This window comes from Paenibacillus pinihumi DSM 23905 = JCM 16419 (assembly GCF_000422505.1).
Classification (GTDB): domain Bacteria; phylum Bacillota; class Bacilli; order Paenibacillales; family Paenibacillaceae; genus Paenibacillus_D; species Paenibacillus_D pinihumi.
The window spans coordinates 122,947-149,170 of record NZ_AULX01000023.1 but is presented as its reverse complement, the minus strand read 5'-3'; the positions used below and the strand labels follow the sequence as shown (position 1 = coordinate 149,170).

The 26,224-nt window shown below is 46.4% G+C and carries 22 protein-coding genes, 6 tRNA genes and 2 pseudogenes; 18 read left to right on the top strand and 12 right to left on the bottom strand.

All coding sequences use genetic code 11. From position 1 onward, the window contains the following. Positions 1 to 223: helix-turn-helix domain-containing protein (locus H583_RS0107560; protein ID WP_028559935.1), on the bottom strand; the 223-nt coding region annotated here is incomplete at its 3' end. A 145-nt stretch (positions 224 to 368) separates the two neighbouring features. Here H583_RS0107560 and H583_RS0107555 point away from each other — a divergent pair. The 6 genes from H583_RS0107555 to H583_RS0107530 all read left to right on the top strand — a co-directional run bounded on the left by H583_RS0107555 (position 369) and on the right by H583_RS0107530 (position 1,187). Continuing rightward, positions 369 to 441: transfer RNA gene (locus H583_RS0107555), tRNA-Asn, on the top strand. Positions 442 to 448: 7 nt separating this feature from the next. Then, positions 449 to 538, top strand: a tRNA-Ser gene (locus H583_RS0107550). A 17-nt stretch (positions 539 to 555) separates the two neighbouring features. Next, positions 556 to 646, top strand: a tRNA-Ser gene (locus H583_RS0107545). Positions 647 to 901: 255 nt separating this feature from the next. Then, a tRNA-Glu gene (locus H583_RS0107540) sits at positions 902 to 976 on the top strand. Position 977: 1 nt separating this feature from the next. Further along, positions 978 to 1,053, top strand: a tRNA-Lys gene (locus tag H583_RS0107535). A 51-nt stretch (positions 1,054 to 1,104) separates the two neighbouring features. Next, positions 1,105 to 1,187 (top strand) — tRNA-Leu (locus tag H583_RS0107530). Positions 1,188 to 1,471: 284 nt separating this feature from the next. Here H583_RS0107530 and H583_RS0107525 read toward each other — a convergent pair. The 3 genes and pseudogenes from H583_RS0107525 to H583_RS37965 all read right to left on the bottom strand — a co-directional run. Then, a pseudogene (locus tag H583_RS0107525) lies at positions 1,472 to 2,332 on the bottom strand (IS3 family transposase); the annotation flags it as partial. A gap of 14 nt (positions 2,333 to 2,346) precedes the next feature. Then, positions 2,347 to 3,030, bottom strand: coding sequence for a helix-turn-helix domain-containing protein (locus H583_RS0107520; RefSeq protein WP_028559933.1), 684 nt, complete (start codon positions 3,028 to 3,030; stop codon positions 2,347 to 2,349). 113 nt (positions 3,031 to 3,143) lie between these two features. Continuing rightward, positions 3,144 to 3,767 (bottom strand): excalibur calcium-binding domain-containing protein, encoded by a 624-nt coding sequence (locus H583_RS37965; protein ID WP_081667035.1) that lies wholly within the window; start codon positions 3,765 to 3,767, stop codon positions 3,144 to 3,146. A 237-nt stretch (positions 3,768 to 4,004) separates the two neighbouring features. Here H583_RS37965 and H583_RS0107510 point away from each other — a divergent pair, with 237 nt between their 5' ends. After that, positions 4,005 to 4,235: a hypothetical protein gene (locus tag H583_RS0107510; RefSeq protein ID WP_028559932.1), complete on the top strand. Its 231-nt coding sequence runs from the start codon at positions 4,005 to 4,007 to the stop codon at positions 4,233 to 4,235. Between the two features lie 99 nt (positions 4,236 to 4,334). On the opposite strand, the gene H583_RS32210 is transcribed toward H583_RS0107510, so the two are convergent. After that, the gene (locus H583_RS32210) at positions 4,335 to 5,552 is read right to left on the bottom strand and encodes an aspartate aminotransferase family protein (RefSeq protein ID WP_036708791.1); all 1,218 of its coding nucleotides are present in this window, start codon (positions 5,550 to 5,552) and stop codon (positions 4,335 to 4,337) included. A gap of 251 nt (positions 5,553 to 5,803) precedes the next feature. Between H583_RS32210 and H583_RS0107500 the strand changes: the two genes are divergently transcribed. Beyond that, positions 5,804 to 6,355 (top strand): DUF7010 family protein, encoded by a 552-nt coding sequence (locus H583_RS0107500; protein WP_051236135.1) that lies wholly within the window; start codon positions 5,804 to 5,806, stop codon positions 6,353 to 6,355. A gap of 12 nt (positions 6,356 to 6,367) precedes the next feature. Here the strand turns inward: H583_RS0107500 and H583_RS36545 are convergent, their stop codons facing one another. After that, a complete protein-coding gene (locus H583_RS36545; protein WP_154665827.1) occupies positions 6,368 to 6,517 on the bottom strand; it encodes a hypothetical protein in 150 nt (49 codons plus the stop codon). Positions 6,518 to 7,110: 593 nt separating this feature from the next. Between H583_RS36545 and H583_RS0107490 the strand changes: the two genes are divergently transcribed. Then, positions 7,111 to 7,713 (top strand): nitroreductase family protein, encoded by a 603-nt coding sequence (locus H583_RS0107490; protein ID WP_028559930.1) that lies wholly within the window; start codon positions 7,111 to 7,113, stop codon positions 7,711 to 7,713. A 161-nt stretch (positions 7,714 to 7,874) separates the two neighbouring features. On the opposite strand, the gene H583_RS0107485 is transcribed toward H583_RS0107490, so the two are convergent. After that, on the bottom strand, positions 7,875 to 8,588 hold the full coding sequence (locus tag H583_RS0107485) for a DsbA family oxidoreductase (protein WP_028559929.1): 714 nt from the start codon (positions 8,586 to 8,588) through the stop codon (positions 7,875 to 7,877). A gap of 245 nt (positions 8,589 to 8,833) precedes the next feature. On the opposite strand from H583_RS0107485, the gene fucU reads away from it, so the two are divergent. Both fucU and H583_RS0107475 read left to right on the top strand, forming a co-directional pair. Next, positions 8,834 to 9,268 carry an L-fucose mutarotase gene (gene fucU / locus H583_RS0107480; RefSeq protein ID WP_028559928.1) on the top strand — a complete coding sequence of 145 codons (435 nt, stop codon included), beginning with the start codon at positions 8,834 to 8,836 and terminating at the stop codon, positions 9,266 to 9,268. Positions 9,269 to 9,285: 17 nt separating this feature from the next. Further along, entirely contained in the window at positions 9,286 to 10,116 is an 831-nt protein-coding gene (locus tag H583_RS0107475) for an amidohydrolase family protein (protein WP_028559927.1), read from the top strand. Positions 10,117 to 10,397: 281 nt separating this feature from the next. On the opposite strand, the gene H583_RS0107470 is transcribed toward H583_RS0107475, so the two are convergent. The 3 genes from H583_RS0107470 to H583_RS0107455 form a co-directional block, all read right to left on the bottom strand. Then, on the bottom strand, positions 10,398 to 10,625 hold the full coding sequence (locus tag H583_RS0107470; protein WP_028559926.1) for a hypothetical protein: 228 nt from the start codon (positions 10,623 to 10,625) through the stop codon (positions 10,398 to 10,400). Positions 10,626 to 10,915: 290 nt separating this feature from the next. Further along, a complete protein-coding gene (locus H583_RS0107460) occupies positions 10,916 to 11,902 on the bottom strand; it encodes an aldose 1-epimerase (protein WP_028559925.1) in 987 nt (328 codons plus the stop codon). Between the two features lie 150 nt (positions 11,903 to 12,052). Further along, positions 12,053 to 12,928: an AraC family transcriptional regulator gene (locus tag H583_RS0107455; RefSeq protein ID WP_028559924.1), complete on the bottom strand. Its 876-nt coding sequence runs from the start codon at positions 12,926 to 12,928 to the stop codon at positions 12,053 to 12,055. A gap of 116 nt (positions 12,929 to 13,044) precedes the next feature. Here H583_RS0107455 and H583_RS0107450 point away from each other — a divergent pair, with 116 nt between their 5' ends. Further along, a complete protein-coding gene (locus H583_RS0107450; RefSeq protein ID WP_028559923.1) occupies positions 13,045 to 13,893 on the top strand; it encodes a sugar phosphate isomerase/epimerase family protein in 849 nt (282 codons plus the stop codon). Between the two features lie 282 nt (positions 13,894 to 14,175). Here the strand turns inward: H583_RS0107450 and H583_RS0107445 are convergent, their stop codons facing one another. Beyond that, positions 14,176 to 14,976 carry a VLRF1 family aeRF1-type release factor gene (locus tag H583_RS0107445; RefSeq protein WP_028559922.1) on the bottom strand — a complete coding sequence of 267 codons (801 nt, stop codon included), beginning with the start codon at positions 14,974 to 14,976 and terminating at the stop codon, positions 14,176 to 14,178. A 157-nt stretch (positions 14,977 to 15,133) separates the two neighbouring features. Between H583_RS0107445 and H583_RS0107440 the strand changes: the two genes are divergently transcribed. From H583_RS0107440 to H583_RS0107415, 6 genes are all read left to right on the top strand, one after another. Continuing rightward, positions 15,134 to 15,715 (top strand): thioredoxin family protein, encoded by a 582-nt coding sequence (locus H583_RS0107440; protein ID WP_028559921.1) that lies wholly within the window; start codon positions 15,134 to 15,136, stop codon positions 15,713 to 15,715. Positions 15,716 to 15,959: 244 nt separating this feature from the next. After that, a complete protein-coding gene (locus tag H583_RS0107435; RefSeq protein ID WP_028559920.1) occupies positions 15,960 to 16,298 on the top strand; it encodes a sigma factor-like helix-turn-helix DNA-binding protein in 339 nt (112 codons plus the stop codon). Next, positions 16,250 to 16,468 carry a hypothetical protein gene (locus H583_RS37140; RefSeq protein WP_028559919.1) on the top strand — a complete coding sequence of 73 codons (219 nt, stop codon included), beginning with the start codon at positions 16,250 to 16,252 and terminating at the stop codon, positions 16,466 to 16,468. Before H583_RS0107435 ends, H583_RS37140 begins: the two co-directional genes overlap by 49 nt. Before the next feature lie 235 nt (positions 16,469 to 16,703). Continuing rightward, positions 16,704 to 18,785 (top strand): fibronectin type III domain-containing protein, encoded by a 2,082-nt coding sequence (locus tag H583_RS35185; RefSeq protein WP_028559918.1) that lies wholly within the window; start codon positions 16,704 to 16,706, stop codon positions 18,783 to 18,785. 73 nt (positions 18,786 to 18,858) lie between these two features. After that, on the top strand, positions 18,859 to 24,495 hold the full coding sequence (locus H583_RS35180; RefSeq protein ID WP_028559917.1) for a polymorphic toxin-type HINT domain-containing protein: 5,637 nt from the start codon (positions 18,859 to 18,861) through the stop codon (positions 24,493 to 24,495). Positions 24,496 to 24,510: 15 nt separating this feature from the next. After that, a complete protein-coding gene (locus tag H583_RS0107415) occupies positions 24,511 to 24,855 on the top strand; it encodes a DUF3969 family protein (protein WP_028559916.1) in 345 nt (114 codons plus the stop codon). Positions 24,856 to 25,466: 611 nt separating this feature from the next. Here H583_RS0107415 and H583_RS38100 read toward each other — a convergent pair. Beyond that, positions 25,467 to 26,207, bottom strand: a pseudogene (locus H583_RS38100) (transposase family protein); the annotation flags it as partial. Positions 26,208 to 26,224: the final 17 nt, after the last annotated feature.

Sequence of the window (26,224 nt, the reverse complement as noted above, 5' to 3'; positions counted from 1 at the left end):
AGGTCACCACCCGTTCCTTGATTTCATCCGCCAGCGCATGGCTCGGTTTCCGACCCCGGTTTCCATGGGCAAGTTTTTGTGCGCCTCCTGTCTGGTAGTTTTTCTTCAACCGGATGACCTGGCGCTGCGTCATCCCCAAGGCTGCCGCTCCCTCCGCATTCGTCATATGTCCCTCAAGAATCTTCTCCACTACGTGTACCTTCTTCAGTTCGGCTTTTGTCAACGTAATTGTCTCCTGTCCCATAGTGACATTATCTCAGAACAGTTATGGGATGACATTATCACAGACGAATAACAATTATTATTAAAGGTGCTTGACACTTTAAATTGAGCATGGTATATTATTAATTGTCGCAAGAAATTAATATTCCCTGATAGCTCAGTTGGTAGAGCACTCGGCTGTTAACCGAGTTGTCACAGGTTCGAGTCCTGTTCGGGGAGCCTTTATGGAGAAGTGTCCGAGTCTGGTCGAAGGAGCACGATTGGAAATCGTGTAGGCGTCACAAGCGTCTCGAGGGTTCGAATCCCTCTTTCTCCGTTCCAAGACTTTACTTTGGAGAGATACCCAAGTGGCTCAAGGGGACCCTCTGCTAAGGGGTTAGACTGCGCAAGTGGTGCGAGGGTTCGAATCCCTCTCTCTCCGCCATGCGACTTACGAAACGGACGGGCCGTTCAGCGGTCCTTTTTCTTTGTCTGATTGATGTCGTATCAAGTCGAATGCAGATGTGATCGATAAAATAAACAAGATTCTTTTAAAAAAAGGGCTTGTCAAACTCGACGGAAATGTGGTAAGATAGTTTTCGTTGTCAGTCAGGAAAGAGATGAAGTTGCTTCTTAATTAAGAAAAACTTACGTTTCGAAATGAACTTATACATGGTTTAAGACTTTTCAACAAAGGCATGGCCCGTTGGTCAAGGGGTTAAGACACCTCCCTTTCACGGAGGTAACAGGGGTTCGAATCCCCTACGGGTCACCATGAGCCATTAGCTCAGTTGGTAGAGCACCTGACTTTTAATCAGGGTGTCGAAGGTTCGAGTCCTTCATGGCTCACCATTTGCTTCTCCTCAGAAGTAAATGTATAATATGGAAGTAAGTACTTGATTTGCGGTCGTGGTGGAATGGCAGACACGCTATCTTGAGGGGGTAGTGGGTGTATACCCGTGGAGGTTCGAGTCCTCTCGACCGCATAAATGTGAAGAAACGGAATCCTTAGTTCGAATAAGGATTCCGTTTTTTTTATTGTGAAGATGAGGACTGTAGCTGATATTGAAATTTATCATGAGACAATAGTTCAGATAAGCTATAAGAATGATTTTTGTATACACCAAGGATGTTTGCAACAAGCATTTGAACGGCAAATAGACCGGTACCTTGTCAATGAAGTGCTCCCTGTCAAGTAGACAGTGAAAAAACAAAAAACGGTTAGGTCACTCCCTCAGTTCAAGTGCAGAGAACTGAGGGAATATTTTTGTTAAGCAACTTTTCCATACTCATGGGGAGACAAGCCGTTAAGTCGCTCGGTGTATCGGTAGTTGTTGTAGTAGTGGATATAATTCCTTACATCTTCAAGAACTTCATCGTAAGTATCGTGTTTCTTCAAATAGAAGCTTTCTGCCTTGAATGTGCCCCAAAATCGCTCGATAGGCTGGTTATCCAGACATCGGCTCACACGAGACATGCTCTTTGTGAAACCGTATTTCTTCTTCAAGCGATTGTACTCATGCGAGGTATATTGGAAACCTCTGTCACTATGCAGAAGTGGCGTTATCCCACGCTTCCCCCTATACGCCTTCTTTACTGTATCCATGACCAGTTTGTTATTGTTTGAGGGGCTGAGCACCCACGAAACGACAGCGTTGTCGTACACATCAATAATCGCACTCAAATAGGATTTCCGACCGTTCCCATACTTCAATTCGGTGACATCTGTGCACCACTTCATATTCGGAGCAGCCGCTTGAAATTCACGGTTCATGACGTTTTCGGCATTATGTGTTTCCGAGGCTCTTACGTAGTTTGGGCGCTTTCTGCGAATCACTGCCTTCAATCCGAGAGCTCTCATGATCCGGTAGTATCGCTTTTTGTTATACTTCTTTTTAAGTTTACGGTTCAATTGGAGGCGCATTTGACGATAACCTAATATCCCTTTTCGCTTGTCATAGCGAAGCTTCACTTCTTTTGCTAGTGAAAGCTGTTCAAGTTCTCGGTTGGACGGCTTCCACTTCAGCCATTTATAATAGGCAGATCTGGCGACTTTAGCAAGCTGGCATAGCGCTATGATGGCATAGCCCTTCTCCGTGTGCAGTTCTTGAATCGCTTGATACAAGTCTACATGTCGAACGAGGGTTAGCGTGTATTTCTTCGCCGGATCTCTGCCAACTTTTTTTCGAAGGCGTTCTCCATTTCCAAAAACTCGTTACGCGCTTCCAACTCTTTGATTCGGAGTTTAAGACGCTCCGTCTCATCTAGTTCTTCCTCAGGTCTACTGCGGCCACGACGCTCCCTAAGAGCCTCCTCACTGCCCGATTGATATTTACGAACCCACGCGTACACTTGTTGGTAAGAAACATCGTATTTCTTCATCGATTTCTGATAATCCAACTGATTGGCAAGGGTATATTGCACAATTTCAATACGCTCTTCAAAAGTGGTCTTACGTCCTTTATTCATGTGAACCGTTCCTTTACGAGTAGGTTTGATTTCTTTCCCACAAGTATACTTGGAAATCCAGTTCGTCAAAACACTTTTACTTGAAATGTGATGCTGGCTTGTCGCTTCTCGAATGGAGTACTTCCCGGATAGAACGTCACGAATCGCGGTCTGCTTGAGCTCATGCGAGTACGTTTTCCAGGCCTTGGATTCCTTTAACCCTTCATAACCCTCTGCTTCATATTTCCTAATCCAATCCTTAACTGTTTCTTTGTCGATCCCAAGTTGTTTCGCTTCATAATGTGGATTTGAATCCTGTTTGAGGCATCTTTTTACAACCTGTAGTTTTACATCTAATGAAATTGGACTCCTTTTTGACATCGCAAAAACTCCCATCACGGTAGAAGTAGAAGTTTTGTTTTTTCTACTGTCTACTATGATGGGAGCATATCATCAATGGGCGGTCTATTTGCTGTTTCTGAATGACAGTATGGCTATTGGCAGGCAATCCCGTCGCCATCCCGGTCAAGCTTGGCGCTGTAGCCGGGATCGCCCTTGCGGAGCGGGGCAGCTCCGGCTTCTTTGGCCTCCGCACAGCTATTATAGACCACAGGAGCCTCAGGAGATCCGGAAGCTTGTGAGTCTGATTTTTGCTTCACGTTTTCCAGATCCATTCCTTCAATCTGAAACAACACCCTTGTCCCGTCCGCATAGCTGTCGAGTTTGTTGCCGACCCATGAGCCCGCTCCCCGATTGTCTGTAGGACTTATGTATTCAATGTCTGCACCTTCTCCGCCTTCTCCACACATGGCCATCGGCCATTCGTCCCGGTCAAAGCCTTTTTTCGTAGGGATCCCTTGAAGCGACTTCCTGCGGTTTCCTTCTGCGCCCTCACGGTCAATCGTACATATTGGTGAATGTCCCTTGCTGACAGCGTTTTGAATATGGGCTGCGGTCTCCGGATATTTTTCCGCCGGAAATTCGAGCAGCACATCGTACTCAAGATTTCCCGCCGGTCTGTGGACAGGCAGCGCATCTTCCAGTTCCGGGAACACCGTTACGCCCAAATATACGGATACTGCAGCAATCGCAATCCATATCAGCTTTTTAAATTGCAATACAAAACCACTCCTATGAATTATGATGTATAAACCTGCTGTTCATGAGAGTTCAGGAATAAACCCGATTAAGAACATGTGTTCTATTATAGCATAATTCGCCGGATAGTGGCAATGTAAGGAAAACGAATCGGTTATAGTTAGGGGAAATTCTCTGTTTGAGATTGAAGGAATTGGCATGTGAATAATTGATTTTCCAATGGAAGTGAAGCATACTTAAGGGGAGGTGACCTGTTTATGGAAAATGTGATGCTGGGTTTGGTTCTGATCATAATCCCCGTAACGATGGCCTGTTACCTGTTATTCCACATCGGGTCGTCGATTTGGGCAGGTATTGATGCGAGGCGTCTGGGTTGGAGTTGGCAGCAATCGGGATTGTTCCTGCTCTTTGCATTGGCTGTGCCGTTGCTGGGGCTGTTTTTCTATCTTTATAAAAGTCACAGAATTCTGCCAGGGCGCTTGAATTAAAGCTGTAGAAACGAATAGATAGATAACAAACAAGCCGTATCTCTAACAATTGAAGTTAGAGGATACGGCTTTATTCGAGTATAGGCTCCGGATGTCAAATCAAGAAGCAGCGATGCTGAGCTCCTTATAAGCTTCTTTAAGTATATTCAACATGTTGTCAATGTCGGCAGACGTGACCGTTAAAGCCGGCATTAGCCTGATTACGTATGGGGATGGGGAATTGATGATTAGTCCTTTATGGAGACAGCGTGCAGCCAGCTCAGCCCCCACAGGAGCGTGCAGGTCAAAGGCGGCGAGCAATCCCATGCCGCGTATGTTGGACAGCCCAAGCGAGCCGCTCAAGCGATGGAGCTGTCCCGCCAGATAGTTTCCCTGCACGCTTGCATGATGATCCAGCCTGCGATTGATAACCTCCTGCACAACAGCCCGGCCGACGGCCATGGCCAGCGGCTGTCCGCAATACGTGCCGCCCTGATCGCCAGGCTCAAACAAATCAAATTGCTTCTTGGTCAGCATGGCAGAGAGCGGGAAGCCACCGCCAATGCCTTTGCCCAAGGTCATAATATCCGGTTCAACCCCGTAATGCTCATAGGCAAACATTCTGCCGGTTCTGCCGATTCCGGTCTGTATTTCATCTGCAATAAGCAAAATGCCATAGACGTCACAGGCTTTACGCAATGTCTGAAGATAGCTCTGATCGACGATATGGACGCCGCCTTCTCCCTGTACCAGCTCCAGCATGATCGCACAAGTGTTGTCGTTGATAGCGGCAAAGCAGGCGTCCAAATCATTGATCGGGACATGGCGGAATCCGGGTACTTTCGGTGCATACAGGCCATCCCACTGGGATTTGCCGGTAGCTGACATTGTGGCGAGTGTGCGCCCGTGGAAGCTGTTCGTCAATGTAATGATCTCGTAAGCGCCGTTAAGCTTTGCAGCCCCGTATTTTCGTGCGAGCTTAATTGCAGCTTCATTGGCTTCAGCCCCGCTGCTTCCAAAGAAGACCTTGTCGAAGCAGGTGATATCCGTAAGCAGCTTGGCGAATTGGAGCATAGGTTTATTATAAAAGGAAGGACTGGAATGAATCAGTGCTGCCGACTGCTGCTTCAGCGCATCTTGAACGACAGAAGGGGAATGCCCGAGGCTTGTGACCGCCCAGCCTCCGGAAAAATCAAGATAGGTCTTTCCTGCTGTATCCCACAGATACATTCCTTCTCCGCGTTCCATTACAATGTTGGGCCGATTAGCGGTGAACAATACGGAATCTTCTGCTCCCGCAGAAATTTCTTGTTCTTTCGCGTTAACTGTATAAGACATAAGATTGCTAACCTCCTGCTAAATCGTTATGTATAAATATACATTAATATTAATTAAAATACAACCGATTATGCAGGAGATTTCTAAATTTCAGAAACACAGAGTGGATACGATTAAAAAATCCTGAAATATTTGAAATTTTTAATTTATTAGCGCAACCATTTGGTGAAAACCTTGTCTAACTACATAGTAGATTTGAATCCGGATGCCCGGCAACGGCGCTTGAGTCATCTGGATAAAGGAGATCATGAATGGAGGACCAATATAAACAAGCATGGCAGATGCTGACGAGCCAACTGTCCCAGAGCACACAAAAAGGGCTGCCCATGTTTGCCTCCGGCATTCTGTTTTGGTTTGTAGCGGGCATAGCAGGCGTGTTCTTCCCTGAGGAAGCCGCTGTATGGGTGTATATATTCGGTACTGCAATGGTGTTCCCGCTAGGGATATTGCTCTCCAAAATATTTGGAGCCGATTTGATGAATAGACATAATCCGTTAGCCATGCTGTGCGGTCTGATCGGCGGTCTTCAATTATTATTTGCCCCGATCGTGATACTGGCTCTGATCGATCATCCACAGTGGATGCCGCTAATTGTGGGCGTACTTACAGGCGCTCATTTTCTTCCCTTTGTTGCCATTTACCGGAGCCGGACCTATCTGTTTCAAAGTATAGGCACTGTAGCGGCTGCTGCCTTGTGCGGGATTTCCGTGCATAGCTATCAGATTACTCCTTTCGCTATTATGGCTGTGTATGTAGTGACGTTCATCGGATTAGCTTATGAACAACAGCGTAAAGAGCGCTAACCGTGAGAAAGGCTAGTCGGCTTTTTCCCGGGGGGTGACAATTGCCTTGTTCAGCCAATAATCGGCTAATGCTTTCTCAATCAAATGTGACGGCAGCTCGCGAATTTCAATCCGGATCTTTTCGGATTTTTTAGCGCCGGATTGCAGTTTCTTGATATTCATTTTAAAAAAATCCCCCTAAATAGTAGTTGCAGTAACAATTGTCACATATATATTTGTGAAAAACTGTAATCCAAGTTACATTTTTACTTTAGTTGATTTTTTTAAAATATATCACGCCGGCTCGCAGCAATAATATCCGATAAAATACTCAAAAAGTAAGAATATAAATGATTCCCAAGGCATATACATACAATTTCATTTATGGCTTAGTGCCTGTTTGCCTTGGAGAATTTGCACGATTGCATATTTCACAACGCAGCTGCTTGCAGCTAATCTTGTGTGTGGGGCTGGTCAGATTACTCTGTCCGGCCTTTTTTATTTTCAATTGTGTACAAAGCAGGTGTAAGGGAAGGCTAGAGAATTTTATTATTTCTGTAACATTCTTATGCAGGGTCCTGGCCGTTTCATGCGATGTGGTGAAAATCAGCTTGAATTCGCAAATTAAATATCATATACTATTATCATGACAGTAGCCAATAATTATTTTGTTACTGTTAATAAGTTAGTTTAATGAAGATACATTGTATTAGTCGGCAATATTTGGGTATCCTAATCCGGATTACATTTTGATATTAAGAATGGAGAGATGAACCATGAGCAGCCAAACATTTTTTGATGCGGTGAAAAAGAGACGCAGTATTTACGCGCTTAGCAAAGACTCTGTAATCAGCGATGAAAAAATTCAGGAAATTATCGGCCAGGCGATTCTACATACACCATCTTCCTTCAACTCCCAGAGCGCCCGTGCTGTCGTTCTTCTTGGTGAGCAAAGCGACAAGTTCTGGAATCTTACAACTGAAACGCTTCGTAAAATTGTGCCTGCAGACAGCTTTGAAGCGACTGAGCAGCGCATGAACGGTTTTGTGGCTGGTTATGGTACGGTATTGTTCTTTGAAGATGAGACTGTCATTAAAGGACTGCAAGAGCAATTCCCGTCCTATGCAGACAATTTCCCAATCTGGGGCAACCAGTCCAACGGAATGCTTCAATACGTTGTATGGACGGCATTTGCCCAGGAAGGCATTGGAGCAACCCTGCAACACTACAGCCCGCTTATTGACGACCAAGTGAGGCAGGAGTGGAACGTCCCGCAAGAGTGGAAGCTGATTGCCCAGATGCCATTCGGCAAAGTGGCTGCAGAAGCAGGCGAGAAAGCATTCCAGCCGCTCGATGAGCGCTTGAAAGTATTCAAATAATAAATCCATTTCCAAGAAAATAGCCATCCTTACAGCGTTCTCTGCTGGGGATGGCTTTTCTTATGATAAAGATGCGCAGCAAGCCTGGCTGCGGCTTGTCCGGGGACAGCGCCAGCCAGGCTAGCTCTACTTCAAATTGTCAAATCTTTGCACGCAGCAATTTAATTACAGTCCCCGTCTACAGAACACGCGCCACCGGAGCTGCCGGCTCCATCAGGGCTGAAAGGGGTAATAACAGGTTTGCGTTCCTCCCATGCTTTATTCAATGCCTGAAGGAACATCTCAGGAGACTGGGCGCCCGAGACGGCATATTTGCGGTCAATGACAAAGTAAGGTACTCCGCGGATTCCAAGGCGCTGTGCTTCTTCCTCGTCGCTGCGCACCTCCCGGGTGAAGTCGTCTTGCTCCAGAGCTTGCGCAGCCTGCCCGCGGTCAAGTCCTGCCGCAGCTGCAAGCCCGGCAAGTGCCTCCCGGCTGCTGATGTTTGTGCCGTCCGTAAACGAGGCTTTGAACATCAGTTCGGTAAGCTCGGCAGCTTTGCTGTTCTTCTCTGCAAAATAGATCAGGCGGTGCGCATCGAAAGAGTTCGTATTCACCATCGTATCAAAGTTGAAGCTGAGTCCGACAGCTGCTGCCTGCTGTGTAAGGTCAGAGGTGGAAGCGCGGGCCTGTTCCAGGCTCATGCCGTATTTTTGCGCCAGCATGGCATGCACATTTCCACTTTCTCCATTAGAAGCTTGCGGATTAAGCTCAAAACTCCGGAAAATAACCTCGGTTTCACCTTTGCCTGCAAACTGGTCCAATGCCTGCTCAAACCGCCGTTTGCCAATATAACAGAACGGACACATAAAATCCGACCAAATTTCTACTTTCATGGCTACCTCCTAAAGTATAAGTATAAGGCAGATATCTCAGCCTGAAATGCCATTCAATAATGAATGGCATGCCGGAGTTGCCTGCCCGTAATAGACAAGTCTATTCTATAAGTGTAGAGCAGCGGCTGTACTTTAGCAACTTGCGGACGGAGTGGACCTCCGCCGGGAAAACTGGACGATGCGATTCGTGTCAAACCCTGCTACAATAATAAGATAGCAAACTTAAGGAAAGGGGCACCGTACAAATGCTGATCGGAATTCCGAAGCTGATTTCACCCGAGCTGCTAAAAGTTTTAATGGAGATGGGACACGGGGATGAGATTGTATTGTCCGACGGGAATTTTCCGGCTGCCAGCCATGCCAGACAGCTGATCCGGTGTGACGGCCACGGCACAGCCGAGCTGCTGGACGCGATATTGCGCGTATTTCCGCTCGATCAATATGTCAGCCAGCCCGTCGCACTGATGGATAAAGTAGCCGGAGATGAAATTGCAACCCCGATTTGGAAGCGGTATCAGGAGATTGTTGCAGAGCGGACAGGCCTTGTGCCTGACTTCGAGCTGGTGGAACGGTTCGCCTTCTATGAACGGGCCAAGTCCGCCTATGCCATTATAGCGACAGGGGAAGGCGCACAGTATGCCAATATTATTTTGAAAAAAGGTGTCATCACCGGACAATAGACAAGGAGGACAATCATATGCGAATTGACGCTCATCAGCATTATTGGAAAGTCAGCAGGGGAGATTACGAATGGCTTACACCGGAGCTGCCTTTGCTGTACAGGGACTACTTGCCGGAGGATTTGCAGCCGCATTTGCGCCGGCATGGACTGGACAAGACGATTGTGGTGCAGGCTGCGCAGACACTGGAAGAGACGGATTATCTGCTGGAGCTGGCCGGCTCCGAGGAATCCATTGCCGGCGTAGTCGGCTGGCTGGATCTGAACGATCCGGACTATCAGGATCATTATGAGCGCTTCAGCCGCCACCCGAAGTTTGTCGGGTTCCGGATGATGATTCAGGAGATGGCAAATGCCGAAGATATTTTGCAGCCGCATTTTGTGGAGGCGGTACGTTATTTTGCCGAGCGGGATATCCCGGTTGATCTGTTGGTTGTATCCCGCCAGCTTGACCCGCTGGTGAAGCTGCTGGAGCTGGTGCCGGGATTGCGCGGCGTCATTGATCATATCGCCAAGCCGGGAATCGCCGCAGGCGAGCTGCACCCCTGGAAGGAGCAAATGGCTGCAATAGCTGCGCATCCGAAGCTGTACTGCAAGCTGTCCGGGATGGTGACGGAAGCCGATCATCAGCACTGGAAGCCGGAGGATTTTACAGCCTATATTGAGCATGTGGTGGAGTTGTTCGGCCCGCAGCGTATCATGTTCGGAAGCGACTGGCCGGTATGTCTGCTTGCGGCGAATTATGATGAAATGATGGATGTGCTCATGCAGGCGCTGCCGGGTAAGCTGGGCGATCCTGATAAGGAGCGGCTGTTTGGCGGCACAGCGGCGGAATTTTATAAGCTGTAGCGAACAGGCGAGGCCAAAGGGCGGTTCACAGCATGTATCATATAGAGGAAACGATCCAGGAAGTCCGGGAACTAACAAATAGGGAACATATAGTTTTATGACATAGTATTTCAGGTTAGAGGTCTGATAAGCATATAACAAAAAGGCAGTACAATCTGATAGCTATATATATACGCAGCAGATTCCATAAGCAAAAAGCAAATAAGCATCCCTTGATCGAGGCCGTAGAGGCTGACCGGGGGATGCTTTCTATTAAGTAAGGGAGTTTGGCTTGTTATGTTCTAGTAGAGAGAAATGGTCAGGGTGTCTTTCTCATTGATTGCATGCAGGGTGGCTTCGCTGCCTACGATTTCAACACTGATCAGGGAACGCAGACAGTTTTTCAGCGCATTTTTGCCGGTTTCCCATTTACGGTTCAAGGTTAGAGCGAGCTTATCCAAGGTTTTTTTATTTGATTCTGTAATATAGACAGGGATCGGTTTATTTTGAAATAGAATCATCGTTCTCATCTATCAATCACTCCAATAACTATTTAATAAGATTTGAGAACAGTATAAATGTTGAATATTAAAAAAGCCTTAAATTCGGTTTACAAAATTGTGATAATTCTGAAATATAACAAGCTGTTCAAGTTGGAACGGGTTATTATGATGATTCGGATGATCACAGATGAGGTTTAAGGTATGTACTTATCGAATGGGAAGGGGGCCAAAGTGCGTTCTGGCTGCTCTTGTGGCTCCCCGGTCTGTATTGCGAAGACTGTTCTATGGTGTGAGGATGAGGATGTTACAATCCGTAATTAAGCAAGGGTGCTTACAACAATTTGTGTCTCCACAGTTACCTGTCCGCCTGGTGCAAGAGCGCGGAAGCCTGTCAAATCATCAGGAAGCTGAACATGCGGAGCATTTGTCACCCAAGTGTACGGTTCCGGGCACAGATAGCCGGCTCTGGAATCATTGTTGTAGACAACCCATTGGCCAAAATAGCTGTCGCCGCTGTACGTAATTTGCAGTCCGGCATCCTGATCGGCAATGACCGCTTCACATTTGCCGTCCTTCGGAATCTGGAATACAGTATCAAGCGGGAGTCCGGTGAGCGGCATGCCTTCGTTCAGCTCTGCTCCGTAAGGAATGGCTTTGAGTTCTCCGGTTGGCAGCAGCCGGTCCGTAAGCTCCCAGATCTGGTCTGTCTCCAGCTTGAATGTGCAGCGCCCGGATTCCAATTGTCCATTCAGCGGGTAATTGAAGGTCGTATGATAGCCAAGTCCCCACGGGAGCGGCTGCTCATCCAGGTTGTCCAGCATGAAGCGCTGGATGACCGATGCGCCTTCGAAAACAAACTGCATTTTGACCGTGAAATGGTGAGGCAGCGCTTCGAATACTGCCGGGAGTTCTTTGGAATCTATGGTTGTCTCAACAATGGCCTGCTCACCTTGAACCTCTGCACGGTGCAGCTTCCACGGCTCATTCATCAGCACGCCATGAATATGGTTGCCGCGCTCCGATTCATTCACCGGGAAGCGGTAGGTCCGCCCGTTGAATTCGAACTCGCCGCCGTCAATCCGGTTCGGAGGGAACAGCACCGGCGTTCCGTACAGCACCGAAGCGGAGAGGAACTGCTCGCGTGTTTGCGGGGCGCGCAGCAAAGCCTGTTCACCCGCCCGCCATTTCAGTTCGAGCAGATTGGTACCCCATGACGGGACGATAACCGCTTCCAATTCAGGAGTCAGCACATGGATGGCTTCTTCTCCTAAGTAGTTGATTTTCTCGACTGACACCTTGCTCATCCTTGATCAACCTTTCTGTGATTACGTTTCTGTCTCTTTTAATTCGATTCAGGACTGTCAATTTCCTTTTCATTTGCACAGGATAATTTGAAATTAATTGCGCCGGATACAGCATGTTGTAAAATGTCAAGCGGCCGGACGGGAAAACGCCTATGGCAGCCGCTTAAGCTTGCGGTACTGGCTCGGCACGGCGCCTTTTCGCTCACGGAAGACACGGGAGAAGGTTTTGTAGGAACCGAAGCCGACTTCCGCGGCAATCTGTGCGATGCTCATAGTGGTAGACAACAGGAGTCCGCAGGCATAGCGCAGACGCACATCATTCAAGTATTGGACAAAGGTCTGTCCGGTTGCTTCCTTTATTACTTCACTAATTCGGGAGGGGCTGATCGAAAAGCGGGCAGATAAATCCGACAGCATCAAATTTTCATTCTGATAGTTGATCCGGATATATTGAATGATCGGCCCCGCCGTTCCTGCGGCAGGAGCGGCGGCAGCAGTCTGTATCCCCGTTTCCGGAAAGCTGCGGCGGCTGCGGTCAAAACGGACCAGCAGCTCGGTAAGCATTGCCTTAAGCAACACTTCATGCCCGTGGGCATGTCCTGCATATTCCTGATGCATGTTCCGGATATGCTGAAGCAGCTGTTCCTGTTCTATGCCATCAATTTGGGAAAACGGAGCAAGCCCTTCCCTGTCCTCCAGAAGCGTACGGAACCATCGCTCTGTACGGGGTGAATCCAACAACAAATCCATGCTGAAGTTGCAGTTGTACAGCACGAGTGTGCTTCCGGGGTCTGTGAACAGCTCATGCACCTGATCGGGCAGAACAAAGGTAAAGGTGCCGGGCACCATCGGATGCCGGATGCCGTTGACCGACTCCGCTCCGCTTCCCTCCAAAACATAGGAGAATTCCAAAAAATCATGCCGGTGTGCGGGATAGCCGTTTGCCAGCCGGTTCAGGCTGATATGAAACGGAAGCTGATGATCCATATTGGGATAGGTCGTCAAATACTTTGGAAATTGCGTCAACTAAGATGACCTCCATCCGAAAAATTCGGACATATTCCGAAGCAGCCGGAATGCTTTTGGCTGGCTTCTATTTTACCATGAGATAAGGACTGTGATAACCAAGGAGGCAGAATAGCATGATTAAAGGTTTGACAAGAGCAGGAACCGGACATGGAGAAACAACGGAGCAATTCATCCGCAATGCCGCAGCTCACGGCTTTGGCGCTGTAGATCTGGGCGGGGATGAGCTGGAGCGTTGGGCACAGGAAGCCGGACTGGAGGCAGCACAAGGACTTCTGAAGGAGCTTGGCATGACTGTCGCTTCCATTCATCTCCCTGTAGACTGGCGTTCCGATGAGGAGACGTTTCGCTCGGGATTGGCAGAGCTGGCCAAGCACGCTGAATGGGCGGCAAAATTTGGCGTGAAAGCCTGCTGTACGTACGTTTTGCCTGCAAGCGATTACAAATCCGCGCATTTCACTGTACTTGCCACGCGCCGCCTGCGAATTTGTGCAGATATTCTGGATGGCTTCGGTATCAGGCTGGGTCTGGAATTTGTCGGTCCGCATCATTTGCGCACCAGATGGGCAAATCCGTTCCTGTGGACCATGGAAGAAACGCTGGACTGGATTGGCGCCATCGGCCGCGCCAATGTAGGGCTGCTGTTAGACGCTTACCACTGGTATACAACGGAAGGAACAGTGGAGGATTTACTGAAGCTGGAGCCTTCACAAATCGTACACGTCCATATTAATGATGCGAAGCCCGTTCCTGTAGAGGAAGTGCTTGATAATGACCGTTTGTATCCGGGAGAAGGCGTTATTGATCTGGCAGCATTCATCCGTTCACTTGAGCAAATCGGCTATCGTGGAGCGGTCGCCCAGGAAATTCTTACAGCCGGGCCGTCCGGGCAAACGAATGAAGAACTGTACGCCAGGTCTGCGGCAGGCTTTGCGAAGGTATTCAAAGACGCTGGAGTGGAATAATCGAATGCCTGGAATACCTCAATTGACTGCATCCGGGAAAGGGCAGGCAGGGCGGCCGGAGACGGCTGCTTCCCGTCTTAAATGAAATAGATGTGAGGCTAAGCTTTGCTTTTATAAGCGGCTTCTATTCAAAGTAAAACGGCTGTGTCTGTTAAACAGGGCACAGCCGTTTACGCTTGGATTGGCTTAAGTTCTGTCCCTTCAGAAAGCGTCCTTCCTGATCAGGGGGTGCTTCCGCAGCGCAGCACCAGTTGGCGGGGGAGGGAGAAAGGGATACGGTAATCAGGCTCTTCCTGCCGAGTAGACTTCCCGGATGACTTCATGGGAGGGGGCGCTGTTCATATTTTTGGAGATGACACGCGTCGTCATGGACTGGAATTCCCGGGACAGCTCCGAAGCAAGAGATTTTTCCCCGGTGAAAATCAGCTCCTGCCACTGCTTCTGGCGCTTGAACCGTTCGATGACAGGAACAAGCCGCTTCATCCATCGCTGGCGGTTCACATCCATCCGGTCATGGAAACGCTCCCGCTGTGAGCTGCTGGATGCCTCGCGGATGGCAGCCGCCACACCTTTGTATTCCTTCCAGTCCTCATTCTCGGCATTCCACTCAAAATACATTTCCTGTTTGACTTCCCCTAGTATGGTATCAATGACCGCAACCGAATCATGGCCCACCTGCACGATGCCGGCAGCAGGGTAATGGCTCAGCAATTCTTTCAGCTCCTGAAGGCGGGGCTCGTCCTCCCAGTAAAACTGGTTGGGCAGCGGCGCCTGGAGCATTTCGAAGAACAGCAGAACGCCGGAATCCTCAGCGACGATGACCAGGCCGTTTTTCATGTCCTGTCTTCTCTTCTCCAGTTCGGCTTCAATCTGTGATTGAAGATTCATCAACTGCCTTGTCTGCTTGTGATCCTCCTGGGCTTTGGAATATTCAATCAGCTTCTTCATGCCGTTCTTCAGCCGTATTTTCCACTGCTGCGGCTGGTTGCCTGTGGGTTCCGTGTTCAGGTAGACAGTTAAAAAACGTTCCGATGAATGAGTCGGGTAGCTCTCAAGCTTTTTGCATTTCTCAACTAATTTCATTGGACATGAACCTCCTAAGGGAAAGTTACAGTCTATTACCCTATTTGGACAGGATGAAACGTTTTATTCCACAATTAGACAACTTGGGGAGCGGTTTGCTATACTGCTAGCGAGAGAAGCAAATTTTGTCACTTAAAATACGAAAGGTGGATGAAACATGTCTTTTACATTGCCAATCGGCGCTCAAGCTCCGGATTTTTCACTGCCTGCCACAGACGGCAAAACGTATTCGCTTGCGGATTTCGCGGATGCCCGCCTGCTGGTCGTCTTTTTTACGTGCAATCATTGTCCTTTTGTTGTCGGCTCGAATGAAGTGACCAGAGAAACAGCTCTGAAGTACGCGGATCACCGTGTCCGTTTTGTCGGCATTAACTCGAACAGCGTGAATACGAAGCCGGATGATTCCTTTGAGAAAATGGTTCAGGTGATGGAAGAGGAGAAGTTCCCTTGGAACTATCTGCATGATGAGAGTCAAGCCGTAGCCAAAGCCTATGGCGGCCTTAGGACGCCGCACTTTTTCGTGTTCGATGAGGAACGCAAGCTTGTCTACACCGGGCGTGGCGTAGATAATCCGCGGGAGATCAGCAAAATGACGGTCAATGATCTGGACCGCGCGATCTCCGAGGTGCTTGCCGGCAGTGAAGTATCCGTGCCGTTAACGAATCCTATCGGCTGCAATGTCAAATGGGACGGCGAGGACGAGCATTGGATGCCGGCTGAGGCCTGCGATTTGGTGTAATTTTTTTATCCTGTCGTGTTTAATAGAAATGTTTAATAGAATAGAAATACGAAGGCTGTGCTCTGTAAGAGTGCGGCCTTTTTTTACATTTTCACAGAAAAATTCCTCGTCGTTAAGATTCAATCGCCCTTTCACCAGGGTACATAAAAATGATATAATAAGAACAAATGTTCCTGTTTCGGTTGTAAAACAGGAGGCAGAATTTCCCTAAAGATAAAGAAATTACAGAAAGGGTGGTTGATTGATGGAAAAGCAGCAGACGGTCTACGAACGATTCCGGTCGGAGGTATACCGTATCGGATGGCGGGTGCAGTACCGGGCGAAGAAGATACGGAACAGAGAATGTTCTTTTTATGACAGGGAGCCTGCAGCGGATAGTTTTGTGGTGAGCAGTGAAAACAAGCTGCTGCTGGAGCAGCTTATGAGTACTTTGCCACCCCGTGGCAGGACGATTATGTACAGACTCTACATTCAGGACCAGACCGAATCCGAGGTAGCCCGTCAGCTCAATCTAAGCCAACAGGCGGTGAATAAATGGAAGCGAAAAATGATTCAGCAATTATCCCGGACCGTGAATTCCTAGCGATGCTGCACGCGGCGAGGAAGGATGACGAAGCGGCCAAACTGCAACTGATCGAGCTGTTCAAAGGCGATATTATCAGCCTCAGCCGCTACATCCATTTGCCGCAGGAGGATGCGGTAGCCGAGATTGTGATGGAGCTTTTGGAGTATATAAAAGATGGCGGGGAGTAGGAAAATTTGGGCTTAAAGGTTACTATTTATACCTATTTAAAAAATTGGTGTTTTTTACAAACTGATATGCTAATATAGGAAAGTTCTAATTATATCTAGTTATTATAGTATATAGGCGGGTGATAAAATTATTTTGTTTCATTATTTTCCATTTTTACATCTATTAACTTAAATTAGGTAGTGATTTTTAAAGTTTTTAATCTATAAACTTATTTTTAGAAAAGGATGATAATGTGTGGGTCAGAGGTTTTCAATATTAACTTTATTATGCATGATAATTTCTATTGTGGGGTCGCCTACAATAATTGCACAATCAAATGATTCGGAACATGATAAACCAGACAGTTTTGCTGCAAGAGAGAAAAATCAAAATCAGCCCAGTATTATAAAAGAGATTATTGAAGAACGCGGAGAAAACTATAAAAAATACTTGCTTAGTAATGGTAGTTACAAACTCGAGATTCATGAGTCGATTATTCATTACAAAGATGAAAGTGGACAGTATCAGGACATTAATACCAATTTGGTAGATGAGTCCAATATCCCCGATGCTGGTGTTACTGTTTCCAAAGAAGCTGCAGCTATGAAAAATAATATAAAATCCATGAAAATGAATAAGAAAAGCAGCTCCTTTACTTCCTTTCATGTTCCTTTTTATAGTGAAATACCTAAACAGATCGTGAAAGGGTACAGTATTCAAAGTAACGGAGAAAAATTGACTTTTATTCCTGTCGGTGCGTCCGAAAATTCGGTTGGGCAAATAGACTCCACAGCTAAAAGCAAAATTAAATATCAAAATGTATGGCTCAATACGGATGTCGAGCTGCAGATCCTTAATGATGGAATCAAAGAAAATATTATATTGAAAAATGAGTATTCGCCGAAATCGTTTACTTTTGAAGTTACAGGCAATTTGGCAAGCAATAAATTATATATCCAACCACCTTGGCTGATGGATGCAAATGGAGTTACTCGAGATGTCAAGTTGTCTGAGCGGATAGAGGGATCAAAAAAATATGTTGATTACGAATGGGATGGAGACGGATTGGCATATCCCGTTGTCATTGATCCTATAGTATCGATTCAATCCACTAGTTTTGGATGTGTAACCAAATTAAACTATAGTGGCAATTGCACCTCAGATCTTAAACTATCGTATAGACACCGGGAAGGCACCAGCAAGATATATGGTGATATATATAGCAGCTTTGTGAAGTTTAACATCCCTAACATACCAGGAGCGGTCAATATAAATGCAGCACTTACTTTAAGTCAATCTCCAAGCACCGAGTTTCAGGGTAATAGTGCACCAACGATTACGGTTAAGTCTTATGCAGTAACCGGCTTATGGCCGGCAAATTGGAATGAAACAAGATGGCCCGGACCGGCAGTATATCAATCAGAAGAAACAACTGGTTTCAAAAACGTCATGTTGTTTAACACTGGCACCGCTCAATCTGTTCAATTCGATGTAACTGGTATTTACAATTATTTTTTGAACAAAGGAAGCTCAACCATGGAAGTTGCCCTAATTCCTACTGATTTAATCATTCCTCCTTACCTTACTATTAAAGAGTACTCTCTTACTTTTTCTAACCCTACGTTAGAATTGACGTACCAAGACTTGGAAAACCCAACGAAGCCGCGTAATTTAAAGGTCACGGCCCTGACAAATAACTCTGTTTCTCTGTCATGGGAGGCCTCTGTTGACAACTCGAATACAGTTTATTATCAAATTATTAGAAACGGGTCTGTTAGTACAACTCACAATACCAATTCATACACCGCTTCAGGGTTAGCACAGAATACGAAATATACGTTTTCAATTCGTGCGGTTGATCCAAGTAATAATTTATCTTTGGAATCTAATCCTGTTACCATCACAACCGGGATCCGTAAACCTATCGCTAATTTTCTCAATCTCTCGGAGAATGAGAGTTATTTAAATCCAATTTCAATGAAATGGTCTTATTTTGATCCCACAGGAAAAAAATTGACTGCATATGAAATCAAAGGGTCAAACGATAATTGGGCCACAACAGGCTTTAATTCGGGGGTATTGCCCGTCACAACTCCGGTAGACTTCAGTACTAATTTGATATCCTCTAAACCATGGAGTCTTGCCATACGCGCCTACAATGAATCCGGGGCAGGAGACTGGAGTTATATCAGCAATATTATGATTAACGGAAACTTACAGTACATTTATAATTCAGCAGGACGAATAGACTATATCATTCTTGATGGCAAGCTCAAACTGAAATATGAGTACGATTTGAATGGAAATCTTATTCGTACTGTTAAAACGACTCTGTAATAATTTTTTAATCGCATGATATCAGTTTTTCTCCAAAATATTCGATTATATGCCTTCATTAGGAGCTGTCTCTATGAGAAAAATTATAGCTTATATTCTGATTACCGTTTTATTTGCACAGCTTGCACCGGTTCCTTCCGTAGCTGCGGAAGGTAATTCGAACGTTTACATTTCACCCGTTGAAGAGCAGCCAGTCTCATTTGTTGAAGAACTGCTGGCTAAGGATACATTGACGCTGGAATGGTTAAGCCAAAGCTTTCAACTTCCGGAGAACGATTTGCTGGAACAATTAAATAAGGGATACACCTTGGACGAATTGTATGCTGCGCTGCAAATCAGGCAAACATCAGCTCAATCCCTTGATGAATTATTACAGCAGATGAACCCTGAGATCGAGAATCAATTAGGACAATTGGATTATTCGGCTTCCCGGTTTGAGGACGAGGAAGAGACAGCTACTGAAAACCCGGATACGAATATTGATCCTCCAGCAGAAGGGGAATTTGTAGAATCGACAGGCGAATTAATTGTCCCGGATGAAAGTCTGCTAGCTCCTTCTGTTTCACCAGGTACAGCTAATAGACAAATGCTTCAGATGTCCAATTCATACCCAACCAGTTACGATCAGTTTGCTGTCAAACGATTAGATATTCAGCGGGACAGTGCGCCGTTCTCAATCAATTCCATCAACGAAAACGTATCTACGATTAGTGGCTCCCTTTCCGTACAGGCAACAGATATGGTGCTTCCGGGAAGAAATGGCTTGTCTTTTGCGTTGACTCGCAAATATGACAGCTCAGATGCCCAATACTACGATAAAGAAATTCTTATGGGCTACCCGTATACGATGATGTATTACCCTGAGCTGGAGGGCCGTTTGTATGATAAGTCCTCTTCTCCTAATAGTCTGGTATCACCGCAAGTGGGATATGCCGGAAACTTTGTATTTGACGGCTCTGGCTACAAATCGCTTGTGCAGATGATTGGTGGACAACATACGTATGTGTACTACCCTACGCCTAGTTATCCCTATGTTGAATTTAATAGCGAAGTAATTGATTCTTTAAAATCAGCCTGGAGCTACGTGGATCCCAATAATATAAACAGCCCGTACTTGCTGGCTAAAGACATGGTTCTGAATGGAATCCCATTAAGTGTAAGATATTACACGACAGGCCGTGTTGTCACAGATCCCTCTTTTTTACCCGAGCGTGCGAGCTCAGTCCCGGTATATATCAACCGGGCAAAACCAATTCAAGGAGAGAACCGTTTCCCGATCGGGAAAGGATGGAGCTGGGATCTTCCCTATATTGAAACCAAGGATAACAACAAGAAGTATATTCATCTGTTTGGCGGAAGTGCCTATGAGCTGGACGGTCTTCAACTAAAAGGGTATCCGTGGAAAGACTTGACGCTTGAGTCCGGTTACTTCAACTTAGGTGATAACCGATACGCTTCGCATCGGCTGAAAACACTCGACGGAAAGAAGATGTATTTTACCTCTCAGGGACAGTTGATTGAAATTGCGGATGCCTATAATAATACCCTTCAATTTGAATACTTGACTGTGCAGCCGTATGGCCAGGTCCTGAGAAAAGTCAAGGATGCCATTGGCAATGAGTTAACGATTACCTATTCGGCGACAGAGGTCGTGGTTACGCTGGGTGACCGCACGGTCAGATACAACAAGATTAAAGACCCGCAAGGCAATAAGGAACTGCTGTCGCAGGTGACCGATGCGATGGGCCGAAAAACCCAATATGCCTACGATATTAAACCAGTTCCTTTCGATATCGTCGGTGCAGGCCGCACGAAAGACAATTTTATAGCCTTGTTAAAGCAGGTCTATCACCCGACAAAGGCCCGAACGGATTATGGCTACGCCGACTTTGATCGTTCACTGGGGAATAGCGCCAAGGAACGGGCCTACCGGGTGACTTCAAGAGAAGACGTGGTGACGTATACAGACGGTACCGTCACGAAATCCAATCGTTTGGATTATACTTACAATAGCGATGGAGCGATGGCTAAGCCCTATAACAGTTCGTTTTCCACCACGGTGAACAACGGGCGGATACAGGCCACCTATCACTATGACCGTGTGTATATCGACGAGAATACACCCGAAGTGTATTACAATACGCAAGTGGTCAATAGCAGTGGTGCACAGCAGTCCATTGATACGATGGAATACAACCGGACCAAACGTTGGCCTGTCCCAACCAAAGTGACATCCCAGATCAAGCAAGGCACTTTGCAATCTACTGCCAGTATCGTATCGCGGGACTACAACGATTATGGAAATGTAACATCCGAGACTGATCCGAATAACAAAACAACTACGTATACGTATGATGCGCAAAATCTGTTAAGCAGCTCTATCGTTCCAGTCAATACAAAAAGCTTATATGTCGAGCTCGAGCGGTATCCGGGAACGAACGGAATCAAGACTGTAAGAATGAAAGAGAATAGCGGGAGCGGAATACTTAAGGCACAGACAAGCTATGTGTACGATAGCTACGGAAATCCGAAGACTGTAACCCTGAAGGATGACTCGCGGGACATTGTCATCACCAATGAATATGATGTTGCGTTATATAAAGCCGCCTACCCGACGCGGCAATCCATACAGGTGACGGGAGCAGATAACCAGAACACGCTGGTGGCGCAGCAGTTCCGCTACAAGCTGTCCACGGGCGAAATGACCTCTCACACCGATGGAAAAGGGTTTGTCACACAAATGGAATACGACAAACTAGGGCGGATGATAAAAGCTACGCATCAGGATCAGAGCAGCGTCTCGGTCCTCTTTGACGATAATCAGAATCAAGTGACGGTGACCGACGAGACCGGTGTGAAAAGTGTTGTGAAGTGGAACCCGCTAGGATTAAAAGTATCTGAGGGGATCGTAGGCAAAGGAACGACCACCTACGGCTATGATGCATTCGGACGCTTGGTTCAAAGCGACGATGCAACCGGAAAGCGGACAACCTATACGTATGATGCCTGGGATCGAATAACGCGTACACAATTCCCGGGGACCGATAATACATTTACTGCCGTGCTCTACGATGACATCCAACGCACGATTCAAATGACCGATCCGGAAGGCAACATCACCAAAAAAACAATGGATCTGCTGGGACGTCCGAGTAAGCAGGAAGCGATGAATGCTTCAGGCGCGCTCAAGAACATGGCCCAGTATACGTATGACTTCGCAGGAAATATGGTCACACAAAAGGATGCAAAAGAATTCACAACTTCTTATGCTTATGATGTATTGGGGCGGCTCATCACCGTTACTGATCCGGAAGCGAACGCGACGAATTATGTCTACAGCCTTGCCGGAAACCTCAAGGAAACGAGATACCCGGATAATGCACAAATGACGAAGCAGTACGATCAGATGGGCCGCGTCATTCGAAAAACAGATCCTTCCGGTGGTGTAGAGTCATATTATTATGATGCCAACAGCAACCTGACGAAGATTGTCAACCGGAAAGGCCAAGCCCGTACGTATGCGTATAACAACCGGGATCGTCAAATTTCCAGCACCACGAGTCAGGAAACGATTACGATGGGCTACGATGGAGCGGGCCGCAGACTTTGGATGCAGGATGGAACGGGGAGAACGCAATACAGTTATGAAGCGGGATCCGGCTGGTTGCGCTCCGTCACGTACCCGGATACTCGCAAAACCGAATACGAATACGATAACCAGGGCAAACGGACTAAAATGACCGATCCCTTTGGTGTTGTGAGCCTGTATCGGTATGACGCGAGAAATCAACTGGATGCCATAGGCTCCGCGGCTAACGCATGGGATGCTATCTATGCCTACAAGAAGAATGGGCTTGTCGCTTCCGCTGATCTGCGAAATGGCATCCGGTCGACTTTCGGTTACGATGAGATCAATCTCACATCGTTAACACATACCAGAGCCGGAAACACGTTAGGTGCTTTTGCGTATCAGTATGATCAGAACCGCAACCAGACAAGCAAAACGGAAAGCGGCGCCGCGTATACGTTTAGTTATGATTCGTTAAACCGGATTGCGACATCGACCCAGTTCAATGAGACTTACACGTATGATGTGCGTGGGAACCGCAAAACGTTGAAAAGTGATGCAACTCCGAATCTGGCAGAAATCAATTATACGTACGATGATCGTGACCGTTTAACGAAGGTAGTGACGGGAGACAACAAAACGGTGACGTACCGCTATAACGGAGACGGATTGCTAACGGAACGGACAGAAGCGGGAACCACAACCCGTTATTACTATGATAGAGCAGACATCATTGCCGAAGGAACCGTAACGGGTGGAACGGTTAGCCGCAAAGCCAGTTATATCCGAGGAAACGGATTAGTTTCACGAGTAGATGCCAGCGGCAACCGGGCGTATTATTCTCAAAACGGTCATGGTGATGTCACCCGTCTCACGGACCAATCGGGCAACGTGCTGAACAGCTACACGTATGATATGTGGGGAAATCCAATAACGACGAGTGAGACGATTCCTAATCTATTCCGATATAGCGGGGAATATTGGGACAACACAACGGGCTTGCAGTATCTGCGGGCCAGATGGTACGATCCGAGTATAGGGCGGTTTATTAATGAGGATACGTATGAGGGAGAACTAGGGAATCCGTTAAGTCAGAACCTGTATACGTATGTTATAAATAATCCATTACGTTATATTGATCCGAGTGGTCATTGCTTCACGGAGTGGTTAGGGAAGAAATATTGTAAAGCCGCCTGGGAAAGTGTAAAAAAACAAGCACAAATAGAATGGGAATTTTTAAAAGAAGTGCATTCCTCCTTATATTCAGCTGCTGATTACTGGTCCATGGGAACATTGTCGGAATTAGATGAATACTATAGGATTTCAAAAGAAAATCCCTATTCCTTAGAACAATTTTTGGCAGCAGGAATGATATTTATCGAAGTAACCCCACAGGGTAAAGTGGGTAAGTTAACGAATAAAGGTCAAGATTTTATAAGTGCGATAAAAAAAGGATGTAATTGCTTCACAGCAGGGACCCTGGTATTAACAGACGAAGGTGAGAAACCTATCGAGGAAATCGAGGTAGGGGATATGGTTCTCGCTAAATCTGATGAAACTGGGGAAGTGGCTTACAAAGAGGTCGTGGGGCTGTTCCAGAAGCAGGCTGATGAAATCTATAAGGTTTACAACGGTGAAGAAGTTATTGAGGCTACGGCAGAGCATCCTTTCTGGTTGGAAGGTAAGGGATGGACAGAAGTAAAAGACTTGAAAGTTGGCGACTTGCTTGTTACGAGTGGTGGGGCTACACTTACGATAGACAAGATTGAGAAAGAGCCACGGGAAGCAACGGTTTATAATTTTGAAGTTAAGGACTTCCATTCGTATTTCGTTTCTAACCTTGGGATTTGGGTTCATAACTGTGCTTTACAAAATGTGTATAAATCAATTAAAGACTCACCTCTATATCCTCAAGGATTCTCAGGTGCTAAAAACGGAACAGTGAAAAATAAAGTGAACAATGGAGAATTACTAGAGGAATTAAGAGCAATTGAATCTGGAACATGGCATAAGGTTTACAAGGATGGTGTGGATGCGAACGGCAACAAAATCTCTATCCATTACTTCCAAAGTCAATCTGGACAGGTCTTTAATGTTAAGACGAAAAATGGATGGAGTAACTCATCAAGTCAAATGCCGTAATAAAGGAGTGATATATTGAATTTACAAATAAAATTAGAGCAGTCAGAAGAAATTCAAAAGTTTTTATGTATTTTAAATCTCGGAATGCTTGATTCGTTGCTTGAGGGGGCTTTAACATTTGAAGATGCATATGTATATCTGTACCGTCCGTATGTATCACAGCTTCTTGAGCAAAATGAAGCGAACAAGGCAATAATCGAATTGTTTGAAGAATGTTGCATGTTAGAGGATATACGTGATATAGCCCCCGAAAAGTTAAATGATGCAATTAAATTGAAAAAGAAAGAAACACTAGATTTACTCAAAACCATCTCTAGTACAGCGCAATCAATGTACTGGCTCAATAGTTTTGATGAATGATACTGAGACCTTGAGGGCGGCAATCCTCAAGGTCTTTCTATTACCCCCACCCAGTGCCGAATGAATCGTGCGGCTCAGTCCAAAAGAACTTATCCTCATCACCCCCATATGAAATTCCCTTAATATGATTGTACGCACGTAGATGCTTTAATCTTATAACCTAATTGACGAATTAATGTTACATCTAACAGGTACATTATGGTCAGATACTACCATGATTGACCTGTTCTTCGTTATCTTCGCTTTCTTGCGTTTTTTTAAATTTACTCGCAACTGTAGAATATGCCGCCCCGATAGGGAGGATGAAAAGGCAAAGCATCTTTTGGAGTAGTTAGCCCGACTATTCATATTGTCAGGACTTATTTGCCAATTGTCCGCAACAATCTGGCTATTTGCCGCGATAGTTACTGTGCAAGTCAATAAATCTGGTGACGACCAGTTGACATAGAACAGGTAAGGCTACGTGTCGGGCTAGCCGCCTTCCCTACTCCACAGGCGCTTAATGGCGGCATAACAGCACAAGAAGGAAGGAATTGCATATGAAAACGAAGTACAACGACTTCTGGTGTCAATCGTCAGTGAAAATGTCATCTGTTAGAGTTGAATCCCCTTTACCAAGAGGCTTCAAAATAACTGTTGTGCTGCGAATACATCGCGTCTTGGAAGGCGCTCCGTTTTGTGGTACGCTTAGAAGTGTTGTTGTCATACGTGGTTTTCCACGGATGATCGATGGCGGGAATGCGTGGCTGCGCAGAGCCCGCCTTTTTCTGTTGTGACAGCACTCGCTTCGGTCGCTCTGTTTGCTTTAGCAACAAGGCCTGCTCATGATGCCAAATAAATACTTCGCCAGAGAGCGTCTGACGCACTTCAACGACCGTCTTGGCATCAAAGCGTGGCTGTGAAGGGTCAGAGAGGGTATAGGTGATGCCGCCGTAGGAGAGCGTGTTGCCGTTAGCAAACTTTCTTAATTCACGAATCGTAAAGACATGCTCGAGATTAACATCGTGAGGGAGCGGTAAATAAGCCTGCTGCTCAGAACGAGGCATGACGGCGAATTGTTTATTATGTTTTTGAATCAGACCAGGTAAGACTTCATTAGCAGCTTCGATGGTGGTAATGCCAAGCAAACGAAGTTCAATGACCAGACGGTCCTGCAGGGTTTGCCATAGCCGCTCTACACGTCCTTTTGCTTGCGGAGTGATGGCTTTAATATGTTCAATGTTGAGGTCAGACATAGCCTTGCCGAAATGAGAGAGTGGTGCAGTTTCGCCAGCAAGCTCCTGTTCAATAGTAAGTGGATCGTCTACACTAAGTTGGACAGAAAAAATAAGGGTTAGTAGAATGAAGGGAATAGATAAAGGAGCGAATC

Bases quoted from the DNA above. Each gene is read 5' to 3' on its own strand.
- H583_RS0107520 (WP_028559933.1), bottom strand. From the start codon at position 3,030: ATGTCAAAAAGGAGTCCAATTTCATTAGATGTAAAACTACAGGTTGTA.
- H583_RS0107510 (WP_028559932.1), top strand. From the start codon at position 4,005: ATGGAAAATGTGATGCTGGGTTTGGTTCTGATCATAATCCCCGTAACG.
- H583_RS32210 (WP_036708791.1), bottom strand. From the start codon at position 5,552: ATGTCTTATACAGTTAACGCGAAAGAACAAGAAATTTCTGCGGGAGCA.
- H583_RS0107500 (WP_051236135.1), top strand. From the start codon at position 5,804: ATGGAGGACCAATATAAACAAGCATGGCAGATGCTGACGAGCCAACTG.
- H583_RS36545 (WP_154665827.1), bottom strand. From the start codon at position 6,517: ATGAATATCAAGAAACTGCAATCCGGCGCTAAAAAATCCGAAAAGATC.
- H583_RS0107490 (WP_028559930.1), top strand. From the start codon at position 7,111: ATGAGCAGCCAAACATTTTTTGATGCGGTGAAAAAGAGACGCAGTATT.
- H583_RS0107485 (WP_028559929.1), bottom strand. From the start codon at position 8,588: ATGAAAGTAGAAATTTGGTCGGATTTTATGTGTCCGTTCTGTTATATT.
- fucU (WP_028559928.1), top strand. From the start codon at position 8,834: ATGCTGATCGGAATTCCGAAGCTGATTTCACCCGAGCTGCTAAAAGTT.
- H583_RS0107475 (WP_028559927.1), top strand. From the start codon at position 9,286: ATGCGAATTGACGCTCATCAGCATTATTGGAAAGTCAGCAGGGGAGAT.
- H583_RS0107470 (WP_028559926.1), bottom strand. From the start codon at position 10,625: ATGAGAACGATGATTCTATTTCAAAATAAACCGATCCCTGTCTATATT.
- H583_RS0107460 (WP_028559925.1), bottom strand. From the start codon at position 11,902: ATGAGCAAGGTGTCAGTCGAGAAAATCAACTACTTAGGAGAAGAAGCC.
- H583_RS0107450 (WP_028559923.1), top strand. From the start codon at position 13,045: ATGATTAAAGGTTTGACAAGAGCAGGAACCGGACATGGAGAAACAACG.
- H583_RS0107445 (WP_028559922.1), bottom strand. From the start codon at position 14,976: ATGAAATTAGTTGAGAAATGCAAAAAGCTTGAGAGCTACCCGACTCAT.
- H583_RS0107440 (WP_028559921.1), top strand. From the start codon at position 15,134: ATGTCTTTTACATTGCCAATCGGCGCTCAAGCTCCGGATTTTTCACTG.
- H583_RS0107435 (WP_028559920.1), top strand. From the start codon at position 15,960: ATGGAAAAGCAGCAGACGGTCTACGAACGATTCCGGTCGGAGGTATAC.
- H583_RS37140 (WP_028559919.1), top strand. From the start codon at position 16,250: ATGGAAGCGAAAAATGATTCAGCAATTATCCCGGACCGTGAATTCCTA.
- H583_RS35180 (WP_028559917.1), top strand. From the start codon at position 18,859: ATGAGAAAAATTATAGCTTATATTCTGATTACCGTTTTATTTGCACAG.